Origin of the sequence: Helicobacter sp. CaF467b, assembly GCF_022664765.1 — a bacterium.
GTDB lineage: Bacteria > Campylobacterota > Campylobacteria > Campylobacterales > Helicobacteraceae > Helicobacter_D > Helicobacter_D colisuis.
This window is the reverse complement of sequence record NZ_JALAIY010000001.1, coordinates 1,071,649-1,087,476: the sequence shown is the minus strand read 5'-3', so window position 1 is coordinate 1,087,476 and position 15,828 is coordinate 1,071,649. Positions and strand designations below refer to the sequence as shown.

Genomic DNA, 15,828 nt, shown 5'->3' with positions numbered 1-15,828 from the left:
ATTTATTTTGGATTTTTTAGACAAAATTCCAACTTTGGCAACACAAAAGAATGTTTTTTTATTAAGCCCTTTAAATTTTAATCCAAACTCCAATATAAAGCAGTTTTTATACGAAGTGGGTTGTGAAGAATCAGTTTTAGCTCTTTTAGCAGAATTCTTATTGCAAGATGAAGTTATCAAAAATCAAAGCTTTATTAAAGAGCTTGATATTGGATATTTGGCTTCAGAAATTAATTTGGCAGAAGAAGAAATTTTTGAGATTCAAAAAAGCTTTGGAGATAATTTGAAAAATACTTTAATTATCGGAAAAGATGTTGTTACTCATAAAAATGCTAAAAATATTGCAAAGATACTTGCATTATTTTCACAAAGTAAATCTTTAGAAGTAGTTTTTTTAGAAGAAGAGAAGGTGTCTGTTTTGCCTCATTATGAAGAAATTTCTAAAATAGGAGAAGTTGGGAGTTTTGATGGTTTAGTCGCGTATTTACACTATGAACATTTAATAAAAACTCCCATACTAAAAGCTTCAAAACAATTTGGGTTAGTTGGAAAAGTAGGAAATGGGGAGAAAATCAAAGTAATTTTTGATAGTTTAGAGGCGTTAGAAGTGGAGTTTTGTGAAAATAAAGAGATTAAAGGAATGGTTGGGATTTTGTCATTACCTAAAAAAGAGAATTTTTGTTTTTGCTATCAAAAAATTAAGCTAGATAAGGTTATGTAATTATGGAAATGATTCAAATTAAAATAGACAATCGTGAAATACTTTGCAAAGAGGGCGAGACTATTTTAAATGTGGCACGCGCTAATGATATTTTTATACCTGCGATCTGCTACCTCTCTTGCTGTTCTCCAACTCTAGCTTGCAAAATGTGTATGGTAGAGGCTGATGGTAAGCGAGTGTATGCTTGTAATGCTAAGGTAAAAGAGGGTATGGAAGTGGTCGTAAATACTCCTGAGATAGAAGAGGAGAGAATTGCGATTATGCAAACCTATGATGTCAATCATCCTTTGCAATGTGGTGTGTGTGATAAGAGTGGGGAGTGTGAATTGCAAAATTACACACATTATGTTGGAGTAAGAGAGCAAAAATACGCACTCAAAGATGATTATAAAGCTTTTAATCATTGGGGGCAAACAGTTTATGATCCAAATTTATGTATTGTGTGTGAGCGATGTGTAACATTATGTAAAGATAAAATAGGCAAAGCTTATATTAAAACCATCAAAAGAGATGGGGAAATGCCTGATAAAGAATACAAAGAAACAATGCCAAAAGATGCTTTTGGAGTTTGGAATAAAGCAAAAAAATCACTCATAGGACCAAGTGGCAGTGGAGATTGTCAGGATTGTGGAGAATGTGCGAGTGTGTGTCCTGTAGGAGCTTTGGGGATTGGGCATTTTCAATATCAATCTAATGCATGGGAGCTAGAAAAGATTCCTAGCACTTGTGTGTATTGTGGAAATGGCTGTCCTTTGACTTATGAAGTCAAGCAAGAGAGCATAAGTGGAGAAAAAAGAAAAATCTATCGTGTTACAAGTGATTGGAACTTTGCAACTCTCTGTCCAGCAGGACGCTTGGCTTTTGAAACTAATCATCAAGAGATTCCTTATGAGACTTTAAAAAACAAAGACGCCTTTAATGCAACCATCGTAGCTTTTAAAGAATCAAAAACCATTCGATTTTTGGGGAATGTTACTAATGAAGAAGCTTTGATTTTGCAAACTTTAAAGCAGAGGTATAATTACCGCTTGGTGTGCGATGAAGTGTTTGCCTTTCAAGAGTTTTTGGCAGAATTTGCTAGTGGCAGTGGAAGTTTGGGCAAAGCCACGCAAAAAGAAATAACTCAAAGCACCTTTGTAATGTGTTTTGGTGGAGCAATGAGCTATGATATGCCAGTGGTAACACATAGCATTAATAATGCTATGAAGCAAAACAAAGGTGCTACTTTGGCATATTTTCATACGATGAGAGATTGTGTGGCAAGTGGGTTTGTTAAACCTGTAAATTTGGTAGAAGCATTTTATAAGCCTCAAAGTGAGGAAGCATTTGCGCTTTTGTTAGCTAGTATTTGTATCCCAGAGATTCCACATTCTCTAAAAGATCAAATCCAAAAATATGAGAAGAAAATCTTTAAAGAAATTATTCAAAGTAATGAAAAATCAGAAACAGTAGAGGAAATTAAAGAAAATAAAGAAATTCTAAGTAGCGAATTGGTGGAATATTGTCTTTTAGAAGAAGCTAATTGTGCTTTTAAAAAGGATAATCTAGAGTTTGATATTGAGGCTTTAAGGAAAATGGCTTTGAGTGCTGAAAATCCGATTTTGATTGTTGGGCTTGATGTGTATCGTGCAAAAAATGCTAAAAATATTGCTCGCATTTTAGCTTTGATTGAAAAATATTCAAAGTTTAAAATTATGCTTTTGCCACCTAGTCCTAATGCACTAGGAATCTCTTTGATTTGTGAGTTAAGCCAAGAAACAGAAGGCTATACAATAGGCTATAACACAAAAGGAGATTTTAGAATCGGTACAGAAAGTGATAATGTGCTTATTATGCCTTATTTACAAGAACAAGAAGGAACTTTTGTTAATGTAGATAAGCGAGTTGTTCCGCTCTCTAATGCAATTCCCTACAAGGGTTATGAGCTTAATGACATTGCAAAAGAGCTTGGTTTGGACTTGGAGCATACCATTGACTACACGCAAGAATTGCCTATGCAAAAGGGTTTTAGATGTGTGGAGTATGATAGTTTGAAATATGGCTTTTTAAATGATGGGACAGAGATACGCGGTTATTTGCTTAACCCCTTAATTGAAGAAAAAGAGATTAAAGTAGAAGAAGTACGACTAGATCTGCTAGAATCCTATAATCTCTATGCAAGAGATGCTATGGCGCATTTTTCTAGAGAAACGCTTCAATCACAGCTTTTGTATTCTAAAAATGGATTACAGGTTTCAGAGGCTTTGGCAAAGAGCTTGGGAGTAGAATCAGGCAATCTTGTAGAAGTGATTTTTGATGATTCTAAGGTATTAGCAGTGGAAGTTGTTGTTGATAAAGAAATGGAAGGCGGAATTGCAGCGCTTGGAGTGTGTGGCTTGGAGAAGTTTGAATATTTCCCTCAAAGTCGTTATGCAAGAGCGCAAATAAAGGTTATAAAATGATGGGATTTGTGATTGAGACTTGTATTAAAGTTTTGTTGGTAGTTTTAATATTTTTTGCATTAGCAGGATTTTCAACTTATATTGAGCGTAAAGTTTTGGCTTTTTTTCAAAGAAGACTTGGACCTGCAATAGTGGGACCTTTTGGGATTTTGCAGATTTTAGCAGATGGAATCAAGCTTTTTACAAAAGAGGACATTGTCCCAAGTGGTGCTAATTCTTTGATTTTTAGAATTGCACCAGTGATCACTGCTGCTACGGCTTTTATTGCAATGGCTCCCATTCCATTTTTTCCAGAATTTGAGCTTTTTGGTAGGGTGATTCAGCCGATTATTTCAGATATTAATGTTGGTGTTTTGTTTGTGCTTGGAGTGGGAGCTGCTGGACTTTATGGACCACTTTTAGGGGGGATTAGCGCAAATAGTAAATATTCACTTTTGGGGGCTGCTAGGACAGCAATTCAGCTTTTGAGTTTTGAAGTAGTTTCTGGATTATCGCTTTTAGCACCTATTATGCTTGTTGGTTCTTTGTCGCTTGTAGATATTAATCAATATCAAAGCAATGGAATCACAAATTGGCTTATTTTTTCTCAACCTTTAGCTTTTGTTTTGTTTTTGTTTGCAGGCTATGCGGAGTTAAATCGAACGCCTTTTGATTTGTTGGAGCATGAAGCTGAGATTATAGCAGGGTATGCCACAGAGTATGCAGGAATGCGTTGGGGAATGTTCTTTATTGGAGAGTATGCAAATATGATTACTCTTTCATTTCTTGTTTCGTTGTTATTTTTGGGTGGCTTTAATCCGCTTTGGTTTATTCCTGGTGGGATTGCCATTATCTTAAAAGTAATGTTTTTTATTTTTCTGTTTATGTGGGTTAGAGCAGCATTTCCACACATTAGACCCGATCAACTTATGGGAATGTGCTGGAAAGTCTTGTTTCCTTTAGCACTTTTGAATATTTTAATTACAGGAATTGTTGTTTTAGGTGGTGGTCTATGAGTCGATATGTTAAATTGGTGGATCAAAATCCAAAGCTTAACTATACACAGAAGTTTGTAAAGTTTTGGAATCGTGCATTAAAGGGCGAGTTGTTTGTGGGACTTTGGTTGGTATTAAAGGAGCTTTTAAAAGCACAAATTCACACGGTGCAGTATCCACTAGAAAAACTACCCTTAAGCCCAAGGTATCGTTCTGTGCATGAATTAAAGCGATTATTGGAGAGTGGAAATGAGCGGTGCATTGGTTGTGGGTTGTGTGAAAAGATTTGTGTTTCTAATTGTATTCGTATGGAAACAGCTTATGGGGAAGATAAGCGCAAGAAAGTTTTAGAATATACCATCAATTTTGGTCGTTGCATTTATTGTGGGCTTTGTGCAGAAGTTTGTCCTGAGTTAGCTATCGTGCATGGCAAGCGCTATGAAAATGCAAGCGAACAGCGAGCCTCGTTTTCTTTAAAAGAGGATATGCTAACGCCTATGGACAAAATACTATCTGGCTTAGATAGTGAATATGAAGGAGTGGGAAGTGTTAGCATAGATGCTGATAAAAAAATCAAAGCAACTCCATTAAAGTATTTAGAAAAATTAGAGCAAAAAGATGAAGAAAAAGGGGTTGAAAATGTTTGAGGCTATTGCTTTTTATGTTTTTAGTGCATTAACTTTAGCAATGTTTTTGGTTGTGGTAAGCACAAGCAGTATTCTTTATGCTTTGAGTGCTTTGGCAGCAGGAATGATTTTTATTTCTGGTTTTTTCTTTTTGCTGGGTGCAGAGTTTTTAGGGGTTGTGCAAATTGTTGTTTATACAGGGGCTATTATCGTGCTTTATGCTTTTGCAATTATGTTTTTTGATGTGCAAAAATTGCAAACTGAAAGGGTTGAAAATCCTCGTGTTTTATTTTTATTAACAGGACTTAGCGCCTTGCTTTTGGTAGTGGTTGTAGTTGTTCCCATTGTAAGTGAAAATCTCACTCAACTCTCACCACAGATTCCAATCAATGAAGAAATAGGAAATGTGCAGATGATAGGGTATATGCTTTTTACAAAATTCCTAATTCCTTTTGAAATTGCTGCTATTATGCTTTTGGTGGCAATGATTGCAGGAATTATTTTGGCGGGTAAGGGTATGCAGCATTCTCTTACTTTAAATGAGAGCGAAGAAATACAAGCAAAGGATAAAGAATGATTACACTAAATCATTATTTGATTGTATCGGTTTTAATGTTTGTAATTGGTGTGTTTGGGATATTAAGGCGCAAAAATCTTTTAATGTTATTTTTTTCAACAGAGATTTTGTTAAATGCGGTGAATATCGGCTTAGTTGCCATTGGGTATTACTTGGGGGATTTAAAGGGGCAGCTTTTTGCTTTTTTTATTCTTGCAGTTGCAGCAAGTGAAGTTGCTGTTGGGGTTGGGTTATTGATTGCTTGGCATAAAAAATATCATACGCTTGATTTAGATTCTTTACAAACAATGAAGGGCTAGAGTATGGAATGGATTTTATATATGGCTTTGTTTTCGCCTTTAGTGGGTGCATTTTTTGGGATTCCCTTTGCTTCAAAAAGTAAATTCTTATTTGTAGGAGTATTTGCAACTTTAATGCTAGGGGTTTCGTTTGTAGCCTCTTTAATGCTGTTTGTTTATGCTTTTCAAGGCGGAGTTTTAAAAGTCGTGCTTATGGATTGGATTGGGGCTGGGGGGCTTTATATTCCTTTTGGTTTTTTGATTGATAGTGTAAGTGCGACAATGGTGCTTGTAGTAACGCTTGTTTCTTTATGCGTTCATTTATATTCAATTGGTTATATGAAACACGATGAAAGTTTTAATCGCTTTTTTGTTTATTTGAGTGCTTTTGTGTTTTCTATGCTGATTTTAGTAATGAGCGATAATTTTGCTGGATTGTTTATTGGCTGGGAGGGTGTAGGACTCTGTTCTTGGTTGCTGATTGGCTTTTGGTACGGAAGAGATTCGGCTTCTTTTGCCGCCAATGAGGCGTTTATTATGAATCGGATTGCTGATCTTGGAATGCTGCTTGGAATCTTTTTAATTTACTGGGTGTTTGGCACTTTAAATTATGAAATTGTTTTAAGCAATATTTATGAAGCGCCTTATGGGATTTTAGTAGCAATTGGAATCTTGCTTTTTGTGGGTGCAATGGGTAAGAGTGCGCAGTTTCCACTTCATACTTGGCTTGCCGATGCGATGGAGGGACCAACTCCTGTTTCTGCGCTAATCCATGCTGCAACAATGGTAACAGCTGGGGTTTATCTTGTGGTTAGAGCAAATCCTCTTTATGCGATGATTCCTGAAGTGAGTTTTGCTATTGCTTCTTTAGGAGCTTTTGTAGCTGTTTTTGCAGCGAGTATGGCACTTGTTAATAAGGATTTAAAGCGCATTATTGCTTATTCAACACTCTCGCAGTTGGGTTATATGTTTGTAGCAGCTGGGCTTGGTGCGTATTGGATAGCACTTTTTCACCTAGCCACTCACGCATTTTTTAAATCTTTGTTGTTTTTGGGAGCTGGAAATGTTATGCATGCTATGAATGATAAATTGGATATTACTAAAATGGGAGCTTTGTATAAACCGCTAAAATACACTGCGATTTTAATGATTCTAGCTTCAATTGCATTAGCAGGAATCTATCCTTTCTCTGGCTTCTTCTCCAAAGATAAAATTTTAGAAGCAGCTTTTGGAAGCGAAGCTTATGTGCTTTGGGGAATGTTGCTCGTGGGAGCATTTTTAACCGCTTTTTATAGTTTTAGATTGATTATGCTTGTATTTTTTGTGGAAAAAAGGCACGAAGAAACTCCACACGAAGCTTATCCTTATATGATTTACGCAATGATTCCACTTGGTATTTTGGCGGTTTTTAGTGGTTTGTTTGAATCAAATTTTCACCATTTTATCTTAAAGACTCTGCCCGATTTTGATTCTAATTTAAATCAAAAAGTAATATGGATTTTAATTGGAGCAACAACTATTATCGCACTTAGTGGAATTTTATTTGCGATTTTTAAATATAAAAATGGTGGTTTTTCTAAAAAGTGGGAAGAAACTTTTGTTTATAGACTTTTATCACAGCAGTATTACATTCCTAAATTTTATGAAATTGTTTTTATACGTGGTTATGAAAAAATATCACAATTGATGTGGAGTATTGATAAAAAGGTGGTTGATTTTGTGGTGGATGCGATTGCTTATTTGTTAAGTGATAGTGGAGAGAAGTTGCGCGTGATTCAGAGTGGAAATTTATCTAAAATGTTACGCATTATGTTTTTTGGGTTAGTGTTTTTGTTAGCACTTGTATTTGTTTATAGGGAGAACTTATGGATTACATTCTAACGCTGCTTATCTTTTTTCCTTTTTTGGGTGCTTTGCTTGCAGTTGGGATTAAGGAAAACCTAAAAGCTTATGGGGTTATGATTAGTTTTATTGAGTTGCTTTTGGTTTTATTAATGTGGTTTATGTTTGATAGTGAGATTGAGGGCTATCAATTTATAAACTTCTTCCCATTGGTGTCGAGTTTTGGTGTTAGTTATCTGGTTGGACTTGATGGTATTTCATTGTTTTTGATTGTTTTAAGCGCCTTAATTAGCTTTTTGGCTTTTATTTATCTTAATGAACAAAAAGAATTAAAAAAGCTAATCATTTCTCTTTTATGTTTAGAAGGTATTATGATAGGCGTTTTTTGCGCTTTAGATGTTATCTTGTTTTATGTTTTTTGGGAGCTTTCTTTGGTGCCTATGCTGTATATTATTGGTGCTTGGGGAAGTGAAAATAGGGTGTATGCGGCTGTAAAATTCTTTTTATATACCTTTTTAGGGTCGCTTATTATGTTGGTTGGAATCTTATTTTTAGCTTATTATTATTTTAATGTGAGTGGTATTTGGACTTTTTCGTTAATAGAATGGTATAGTTTTGGGGCGATTACAAAAGATGTTCAAATATGGCTATTTCTTGCATTCTTTTGTGGATTGGCTGTTAAAGTTCCAATGTTTCCTTTCCATACTTGGTTGCCTTATGCGCACGGACAAGCGCCAACGATTGGTTCGGTGATTCTAGCAGCAGTTTTGTTAAAAATGGGAACCTATGGATTTGTTCGTTTTTCTCTACCCTTGTTTCCTGATGCAAGTGTGTCTTTGATGATTCCTATGGCGATTTTGGCGCTAATTATGATTGTTTATGGATCATTGGTAGCTTTTGCGCAAAAAGACATTAAGCAGGTCATTGCTTATAGCTCTATTTCACATATGGGTGTGATTATGATTGGAATCTTTGCGCTAAATTTAGAGGGGATTGCGGGGGCAATATTCCTTATGTTAAGCCATGGAGTGATAAGTGGAGCATTATTTGTGCTTGTGGGTGTGATTTATGATCGGCGACATACTAAACTAATGAGTGAGTTTGGTGGATTGGCAAAGGTTATGCCAAATTATGCTATGGTTTTTGGAATCATGATGATGGCTTCAATTGGGTTGCCACTTACAATGGGCTTTGTTGGAGAGTTTTTGTCTTTGTTAGGATTTTTTAAAGTATCGCCTATTATGACAGGAATTGCTGGGCTTAGCATTATTGTTGGAGCGGTTTATATGCTCTATTTGTATCGAAAGGTTTTTTATGGAGTTTCACACAATGCCACAAATCAAAAGTTAAAAGATTTGGATTCTAGAGAATTGAGTGCATTGTTACCATTGGTAGTTATTGTGATTTGGTTGGGGGTTTATCCAAAACCGCTTTTAGAGCCCATTAATAAAGGTGTGGAGAATATGTTTGCTGTGTTGTATTCGCATATTGATTTAGAAGAGACTAAAGATTTTTTTAATTTTGAAAGCTTAGAAAATCCCTTAACTTGGGAGGGTAAATAATGTTAGAGTCTTTTAGTATAACTTTTGGTGAGTTGAATTTTTTTAGCATTATCCCAATGGTGATTGCCATTGTTGGTGCGATTTTAATCATTGGCTTGGATTTGTATATTCAAAAGGCAAACAAACAACTATATGCGATGTTGGCTATTGTCTTTTTGGTTTTAGATTTGGGCTATGTTGTGTTGTTTGGTGGATATGGTAGGGCATTTTTTGATTTGGTGTTGATTGATGGAATATCTATGCTTGGGCAAATTATTATTTTAGTGGGCGCTATTTTGTTTTTGCCATTAACCCTAAGTTATAATAAATTCCATGAATTTCAATATCCAGAATATTATGCTCTTTTTTTATTGATGTGTGTTGGATTTCAATTTATGGTAAGCAGCGATCATTTAATTGTTATTTTTTTGGGGCTTGAAACAGCTTCTTTATCGCTTTATACACTCATTGCAATGCACAATCGTAAAAACTCCCTTGAAGCAGCGATTAAATACTTCACTATGGGGGCTCTCTCGGCTGCTTGTTTTGCCTTTGGTTCTATGCTTTTGTATGCAGCAAGTGGTTATTTGGATTTAGAAAATATTAAAAATGCCTTTGATTACAGCAGTTATCAGCCGTCTTATTTGATATTAGCTGCGGTGGTGTTTTTTATTGCTACTATTGGATTTAAGGTTTCATTAGTGCCTTTTCATACTTGGATGCCAGATGTTTATGAAGGATCAAATTCTTTCTTGGCAGGATTTATATCTGTTGTGCCAAAAATAGCTGCTTTAGTGGTAGCGATTCGGATTTTTAGCATTTTCCAAGATTTGATTTGGGTGCATAATATTTTTTATTTGCTTGTGATTGTAACAATGACTTTGCCTAACCTTGTGGCACTTGTGCAAAAAGATGTTAAAAGAATGTTAGCATATAGCTCTATTTCGCATGCAGGATTTGTTTTTAGTGCGATTTTGATTTCAAGTTTTCAGTCTTTTAGCGCACTTTTTATGTATTGGATTTTGTTTTTGTTTGCTAATTTGGGAATTTTTGCGATGCTTTGGATTACCAGAACTAAAGAGCAAAAATGGGATAAGCATTATGATCACCCTTATGAAAAATTTTCTGGACTTATAAAGCTTTGTCCTTTTATGGCGGTTATTATGGCTTTGTTTATGCTTTCACTTGCAGGAATCCCTCCCTTTTCGCTTTTTTGGGGTAAAGCTTATTTAATGAGTGCAGCTATTAATAATGGCTATTTATTTTTAGCAGTTGTAATGGCACTTAATAGTGCAATTGCGGCTTATTATTATTTAAAACTCATTGTGTATATGTTTTTTAAAGAGCCTCTTGTGGAAAATGGTGCAATCTATCTGCAAAATGTAACTTTGCCACTTAAAATAGTAGTGGGAATCGCTGTGGCTTGTGTTTGTCTTTCTAGCCTTTTTGTGGATGATATTTTGTATTCTGTTTATTATTTTTTAGAATCAAGTGTTATTTAAAATAATAGCATTGTGCAGGATTTGTTTGTAGTTGAAGATAAATAATGCTCATAGAGATTAAAAATATACTTTATGATTAAGAAAAAAATTATTTAACCGAAATATAGAGTATTTTTTTTGTAGAACTTAGCGATCTTTAAGGTTAAAATGGATTTTGAAAATTTGAAAATCAGTTAAGTGCAATTATAGAGACTATTTCAGAAAGAAAGGCGTTAGTTAATACAGAAGAAGCTACCAAGATGACTTTTATTATACCATTTTAAAAGCTTTAGGTTACGATGTTTTTAATCCCAGTATAGTTGTGCCAGAATATACGGCGGATATAGGGACTAAAAAAGGTGAAAAGGTTGATTATGCAATATTTAAAGATGGTAAGCCATTTATCCTAATAGAAGCAAAGAATCATACAGAAAATTTAAATAATCATAATAATCAATTAGTGAGGCATTTTAATACAGATTCTAGTATTAAGTTTGCTATTTTGACTAATGGGATTGAGTATAGATTTTTTACGGATATTGAACACCCAAATTTGATGGATAAAGCACCCTTTTTGGTTGTTAATCTTGAAAAACTAAAACCAAGAGATATTAATAATTTAAAGCAGTTTATCTATACAGATTTAAATTTAGATGAAATTTTAGATATTGCTATAAAAAAGAAATATTATCGTGGTATTCAGGAAATTTTTAAAAGTGAAATAGAAGACCCTAGTAACGAATTTACAAGTTTCTTTGCTAAACAACTTACCAAAAAATGAATGACTACTGCTGTGCTAGAAGAGTTTAAAGGATATATTTCAAAATCTTTTAAAGAAATTATTAATGATTTAGCTTATGAAAAAATTACAAGCATTAAAAATAATCTTCAGTCAATTAATGATGATGAGCAGGAAGTGCAAGAGGAAGAGGCAAAGGAAATTATTACTACAGAAGAAGAATTGCAAGGCTTTTACATTGTTAAATCTATTTTGGGTAGTGCCAAAGTAGATTTAAATGATATTTCTTATAAAGATACTTTGAGCTATTTTGGGATTTTATATCAAGGTAAAGTTACTAAGTGGATCTGTAGGTTATATTTGACAAGCACCAAAAAAAGTATTAGTTTTCCAAATGGGCAAACTTATAATTTAGAGAAGTTGGAAGATATTTATAATTTAAAAGATGAAATTATGAATGCATATGAAAGTAGGAAGTAATGTTTTATTGCAAAGATATTTGTAAATATCTTTGCCTATAAAATCAAATTTTTATCACAAATCCGCCAATGAAAATTGCAAGAATAATGGGTGGTATGATGTATTTGATGTAATAAAACCAAATAAGACTAAAAAGTGAGGATTTGGAAGAGTGATTATTGATTTCTTTAATCGCGCTTTTATCTAAAACCCAGCCAACATATATAACAGAACCCAAAGCAGTAAGCACAAAGAATATATTTCCGCTGATAAAATCAAAATTGTCAAAGATATTTCTGCCAAAAATGATAATATCGCTCCAAGGTCCATAAGCAAGAATACAAGGAAGATTCCCCAAAATAAAAACTGCTATTAGTGTAAAGCTAACTGCTTTATTGTGCGAGAGTTTAAATTTCTCTTCTAAAATGCTAATAATAACTTGATAAATGGTCAATGAAGTTGTAAGTGCTGCAATTAGCAACAAAACAAAAAATACAATTGCAAAGAAACCGCCAAAAACCATATGTGAAAAGGCAATGGGAAGGCTTTTGAAAACTAGTGAAGGTCCAGAATCGGGAGCCAACCCAACACTAAAGAGTGATGGAAAGATAATAAAACCTGCTAGGATTGCCACAAGTGTATTAATAATTCCAGTAATGCAAGCGGTTTTGACAAGTTTTTCATCTTTTCTAAGGTGAGAAGAAAGTGTAATCATAACCCCAAATCCAAGAGAAAGTGCAAAGAAAACTTGTCCCAAAACATACAAAAAGAGCTTTGGTGTAATGGCAGAAAAATCAGGAATGAGATAGAATTTAATCCCCTCCATTGCGTTTTCTAGTGTAATATTGCGCGCTATCATTCCCAAAAGACATAATAATAAAAGTGGCATAAGCCACTTAACAGATCTTTCAATTCCATCAATAATGCCTTTTTTAAGAATAATGTAGTTTATGACAACAAAGATTAAAGTGTAAAAGCCGATTAACCAAGGTGAATTTTCTATATTTTGAGAATAGAATTCTGAAGTGATTTCTTTTGTAATTGGGCTTGATAGATTAAGTCCAATATCCCCAAAAAAGGAAGTAAAAATATTAGCAATATAAGCAATAACCCAACCCCCAAGCACCATATAATAAGCCAAGATTCCAAAAGCACCTATGGCTCCCATATAGCCTATAATTTTCCACGCACTTTTGTTTGTGTTCTCTCCAAAGGCATCAATAGAGTTTTTGTGTGCCATTCTACCGATGACATTTTCAACTAAAATAATAGGGATTCCAACTAAAATCATCGCAAGAATAAAGATAAGCACATAAGCGCCACCACCATTTTCCCCCACAAGATAGGGGAATCTCCAAGTCGCCCCAAAGCCAATAGTGGCACCTGCAATAGTTAGAATATAAGTGATGTGATTAGTCCAAGTTTGTCTTTGCATTTTTGTGTCTTTAAGAGTGAAATCTAGGCTATTATATAGGATTTTAGCTTGATAAAGTATAAAGATTTTTTAAATTTTGCAAAAATGAATCCCATTTTGTAGATTGGTTTAAAATCGCGATTCCTTGTAAGATTTGTTGTGCTTGTAAGTTTGGGTTTTCAATGGCTTTTAAATGACTAAGAAGTTGCGATTTAAGAGAATTGTGGTTTAGATTCCATACTTCTTGTATGGGTAAAATCGCTTTGGCATAGCTTGTGAGATTGGCATTTTGGTTGGGGGCAATTTCTAGAGCGATTCTTGGGGTTTGAGAAGCAATGATTTCCATTAAGGTTTGCCCACAAGCACAAATGCAAAGATCCATTTTATAAAATAAATCTGCCATTTCTTCTTGTGTTAATCCATAATATCCTTTTGCTTGGCTAGTGAGTTTGGTGTTTTTGTGGATATAGTGGATTTCATAATTGGGATTATATGTTGCTAGTGCATCTATAATAAAACTAGTAAGATTTAAAATATCTTCACCACCTAGTGTAATTAGAATCTTTTTTATTTGAAGGCGTGGAGATTTGATTGGCGTGGTATTGAGCTTTTGAGAAAAAGGCTTTTGGAGAAGTCGATAATCTCCACCTAAGAGAAGTGTGTGGTTTGGATAGTGGGATTGATAAAGCGTTTTTTGAGCATTAGGAGCGTTGTTTAGTAAAATTGCATTAGGGTAGGGCAAACGCAAGGTGTCATCAAAAAATAAGCAATGTGGTGCAAAGGTGGTTGCTTTTTGGTAAGATTCTAACCCTAAAACATAAGAATCAATAACAATTAAATCGCATTTTTTTAACTCTAAATCCAAAAGACTAGCATCAAGCAAGTAAGCTTCAAATCCATTGCTTTTTAGAATCTCTAAAAGTGCATTGCAACGGCTAAAATGCCCCAGCCCAACTCCAAATTTTTTATCCGCAAAAAGAAGCGCTTTTGGCATTAATAGATTTTTTTAAGGTTTTCTAGCTTGGAAGTGGCGTTTAAAAGCAACATATCTGCTAAAATTAAAGCTAGCATTGATTCACACACAACGCTACCACGAATGGCGATGCAAGGATCGTGGCGTCCTTTGATTGCGCAAATGTGTTTTTTATTTTGGATATTAATGGTTTCTTGAGGTATAAAAATGCTTGGTGTAGGTTTAAAATGCACTTTAAAGTAGATCTCCTCACCATTACTTATTCCGCCTAAGATTCCGCCACTATGATTGCTAGAAAAGCCATTTGGTGCGATAGAATCATTATGAAGTGAGCCTTGCATTTTTGAAGCTTTAGTTCCGCTACCAATCTCTACAGCCTTAACACCATTTAAACCAAGCATTAAAGCCCCAATAGCTGAATCAAGTTTGTAATAAAGTGGTTCTCCAAGTCCAATAGGGATATTAATAGCGCTAATTAATGCCACCCCCCCAATGCTATCGTGCGAGTTTTTAGCCCTTAAGATTGCTTCTTTTTGAGATTCTTCCTTATCTTTGTCTAAAGAAAAAATTTCACTCTCTTTGGCAAAATTAAAATCAATTCTTTGACATTCTATCTCCCCTATGCTAAAAATTCCACTTCTTAGCGTGATTCCAAACTCGTTTAAAAGGCATTTGGCAATCGCTCCTGCAGCCACTCTAGCAGAAGTTTCTCTCGCACTTGATCTTCCACCACCGCGGTAATCTCTGATTCCATATTTATGGAAATAGGTAAAATCTGCATGTCCTGGGCGAAAAATATCTTTTATATTGGCATAATCACTGCTTTTACTGGCACTATTGTGAATGAAAAAACCAAGGGGAGTGCCTGTTGTCTTACCCTCAAAAACTCCACTTAGAATCTGAACTTTATCAGCTTCTTTTCTTTGAGTAGAAAACAAATTTCTTCCCCCTTGTCGCCTTTGCATCTCTTGAGTAATAAAGTCTTCATCAATGGCTAAACCTGCAGGGATTCCATCAAGCACACCCCCAATCCCTGCTCCGTGGCTTTCGCCAAAAGTTGTTAGTTTAAGGGCTTCCCCAAAAGTATTCATTGTTTATCCTTTAAAATTTTAAGTGCAATTTTGGCGCAATTTTGCTGGGCTTCTTTTTTGCTTTTTCCTTTGGCTTTTGCGTATTCTTTGTTTTGAATAAAAACTCCCATAAGAAACTCTTTATTATGATCAGGACCTTTAGAATCAAGCACCACATATTCTGGCGTGATTCCAAATAAGGCTTGGGTAAGTTCTTGTAAGCTTGTCTTATAATCATAAAAAAGATTTTCTAAATCAATTTTTGGGTATAAAATATCTAAAATTTTCAAAACAATAGTTTGCACTTTTTCTAAGCCACTTTCTAGATAAATTGCCCCCACAATTGCCTCAAAGGCATTAGAGAGAATTGAATCTTTTTCTCTGCCATTGTTTTGTTCTTCAGAATGTGAGATATAAAGACATTCTCCGATATTTAAATGCCTTGCAATTTTTGCAAATGCTTTTTCATTGACCATTGAAGCGCGCATTTTGGAGAGTTCACCTTCAGGAGAATGGGGGAACTTTTTGTATAAAAATTCTCCAATAATCAAATCCAAAACAGCATCGCCTAAAAATTCCAATCGCTCATTATGGGTCGATTTTTTAGCACTCTTGTGAGTGAGAGCTTCTTGGAGCAGGTTTTGATTGGAGAAGTGATAGCCTAAATATCGCTGAAAATCATTTAAATTCAC

13 protein-coding genes and 1 pseudogene are annotated in these 15,828 nt (G+C 34.6%); 10 read left to right on the top strand and 4 right to left on the bottom strand.

The features are described from left to right. The 10 genes and pseudogenes from MKD52_RS05540 to MKD52_RS08665 form a co-directional block, all read left to right on the top strand. The coding region (locus MKD52_RS05540) for a hypothetical protein (RefSeq protein WP_242099550.1) at nucleotides 1-721 on the top strand (721 nt) is incomplete at its 5' end. A 2-nt stretch (nucleotides 722-723) separates the two neighbouring features. Then, nucleotides 724-3,162 carry an NADH-quinone oxidoreductase subunit G gene (locus MKD52_RS05535; protein WP_242099549.1) on the top strand — a complete coding sequence of 813 codons (2,439 nt, stop codon included), beginning with the start codon at nucleotides 724-726 and terminating at the stop codon, nucleotides 3,160-3,162. Further along, entirely contained in the window at nucleotides 3,159-4,157 is a 999-nt protein-coding gene (nuoH, locus tag MKD52_RS05530; protein WP_112056620.1) for an NADH-quinone oxidoreductase subunit NuoH, read from the top strand. The genes MKD52_RS05535 and nuoH overlap by 4 nt, the downstream gene beginning before the upstream one ends. Next, the gene (gene nuoI / locus MKD52_RS05525) at nucleotides 4,154-4,783 is read left to right on the top strand and encodes an NADH-quinone oxidoreductase subunit NuoI (RefSeq protein ID WP_112056621.1); all 630 of its coding nucleotides are present in this window, start codon (nucleotides 4,154-4,156) and stop codon (nucleotides 4,781-4,783) included. The genes nuoH and nuoI overlap by 4 nt, the downstream gene beginning before the upstream one ends. Next, the gene (locus tag MKD52_RS05520; protein ID WP_112056622.1) at nucleotides 4,776-5,339 is read left to right on the top strand and encodes an NADH-quinone oxidoreductase subunit J; all 564 of its coding nucleotides are present in this window, start codon (nucleotides 4,776-4,778) and stop codon (nucleotides 5,337-5,339) included. The genes nuoI and MKD52_RS05520 overlap by 8 nt, the downstream gene beginning before the upstream one ends. Beyond that, nucleotides 5,336-5,638: an NADH-quinone oxidoreductase subunit NuoK gene (gene nuoK / locus MKD52_RS05515; RefSeq protein WP_112056623.1), complete on the top strand. Its 303-nt coding sequence runs from the start codon at nucleotides 5,336-5,338 to the stop codon at nucleotides 5,636-5,638. The genes MKD52_RS05520 and nuoK overlap by 4 nt, the downstream gene beginning before the upstream one ends. Nucleotides 5,639-5,641: 3 nt before the next feature. Beyond that, nucleotides 5,642-7,498: an NADH-quinone oxidoreductase subunit L gene (gene nuoL / locus MKD52_RS05510; RefSeq protein ID WP_112056624.1), complete on the top strand. Its 1,857-nt coding sequence runs from the start codon at nucleotides 5,642-5,644 to the stop codon at nucleotides 7,496-7,498. Further along, entirely contained in the window at nucleotides 7,483-9,021 is a 1,539-nt protein-coding gene (locus MKD52_RS05505) for an NADH-quinone oxidoreductase subunit M (RefSeq protein WP_242099548.1), read from the top strand. The genes nuoL and MKD52_RS05505 overlap by 16 nt, the downstream gene beginning before the upstream one ends. Continuing rightward, complete coding sequence (gene nuoN, locus MKD52_RS05500) at nucleotides 9,021-10,502, top strand: NADH-quinone oxidoreductase subunit NuoN (RefSeq protein WP_242099547.1); 1,482 nt, start codon at nucleotides 9,021-9,023, stop codon at nucleotides 10,500-10,502. Before MKD52_RS05505 ends, nuoN begins: the two co-directional genes overlap by 1 nt. A gap of 182 nt (nucleotides 10,503-10,684) precedes the next feature. Continuing rightward, nucleotides 10,685-11,700 (top strand): annotated as a pseudogene (locus tag MKD52_RS08665) (type I restriction endonuclease). Nucleotides 11,701-11,743: 43 nt separating this feature from the next. On the opposite strand, the gene MKD52_RS05485 reads toward MKD52_RS08665, so the two are convergent. The 4 genes from MKD52_RS05485 to rnc are packed head-to-tail and all read right to left on the bottom strand — an operon-like array spanning nucleotide 11,744 to nucleotide 15,828. Further along, complete coding sequence (locus MKD52_RS05485) at nucleotides 11,744-13,114, bottom strand: sodium-dependent transporter (RefSeq protein WP_242099544.1); 1,371 nt, start codon at nucleotides 13,112-13,114, stop codon at nucleotides 11,744-11,746. 43 nt (nucleotides 13,115-13,157) lie between these two features. Further along, nucleotides 13,158-14,087 (bottom strand): hypothetical protein, encoded by a 930-nt coding sequence (locus tag MKD52_RS05480; RefSeq protein ID WP_242099543.1) that lies wholly within the window; start codon nucleotides 14,085-14,087, stop codon nucleotides 13,158-13,160. Beyond that, nucleotides 14,087-15,157 (bottom strand): chorismate synthase, encoded by a 1,071-nt coding sequence (gene aroC / locus MKD52_RS05475; protein ID WP_242099542.1) that lies wholly within the window; start codon nucleotides 15,155-15,157, stop codon nucleotides 14,087-14,089. Before aroC ends, MKD52_RS05480 begins: the two co-directional genes overlap by 1 nt. Then, nucleotides 15,154-15,828 (bottom strand): ribonuclease III, encoded by a 675-nt coding sequence (gene rnc / locus MKD52_RS05470; RefSeq protein ID WP_112056630.1) that lies wholly within the window; start codon nucleotides 15,826-15,828, stop codon nucleotides 15,154-15,156. The genes aroC and rnc overlap by 4 nt, the downstream gene beginning before the upstream one ends.

Excerpts from the sequence above, each read along its gene's own strand:
- MKD52_RS05535 (WP_242099549.1), top strand. The coding sequence starts at position 724 with ATGGAAATGATTCAAATTAAAATAGACAATCGTGAAATACTTTGCAAA.
- nuoH (WP_112056620.1), top strand. The coding sequence starts at position 3,159 with ATGATGGGATTTGTGATTGAGACTTGTATTAAAGTTTTGTTGGTAGTT.
- nuoI (WP_112056621.1), top strand. The coding sequence starts at position 4,154 with ATGAGTCGATATGTTAAATTGGTGGATCAAAATCCAAAGCTTAACTAT.
- MKD52_RS05520 (WP_112056622.1), top strand. The coding sequence starts at position 4,776 with ATGTTTGAGGCTATTGCTTTTTATGTTTTTAGTGCATTAACTTTAGCA.
- nuoK (WP_112056623.1), top strand. The coding sequence starts at position 5,336 with ATGATTACACTAAATCATTATTTGATTGTATCGGTTTTAATGTTTGTA.
- nuoL (WP_112056624.1), top strand. The coding sequence starts at position 5,642 with ATGGAATGGATTTTATATATGGCTTTGTTTTCGCCTTTAGTGGGTGCA.
- MKD52_RS05505 (WP_242099548.1), top strand. The coding sequence starts at position 7,483 with ATGGATTACATTCTAACGCTGCTTATCTTTTTTCCTTTTTTGGGTGCT.
- nuoN (WP_242099547.1), top strand. The coding sequence starts at position 9,021 with ATGTTAGAGTCTTTTAGTATAACTTTTGGTGAGTTGAATTTTTTTAGC.
- MKD52_RS05485 (WP_242099544.1), bottom strand. The coding sequence starts at position 13,114 with ATGCAAAGACAAACTTGGACTAATCACATCACTTATATTCTAACTATT.
- MKD52_RS05480 (WP_242099543.1), bottom strand. The coding sequence starts at position 14,087 with ATGCCAAAAGCGCTTCTTTTTGCGGATAAAAAATTTGGAGTTGGGCTG.
- aroC (WP_242099542.1), bottom strand. The coding sequence starts at position 15,157 with ATGAATACTTTTGGGGAAGCCCTTAAACTAACAACTTTTGGCGAAAGC.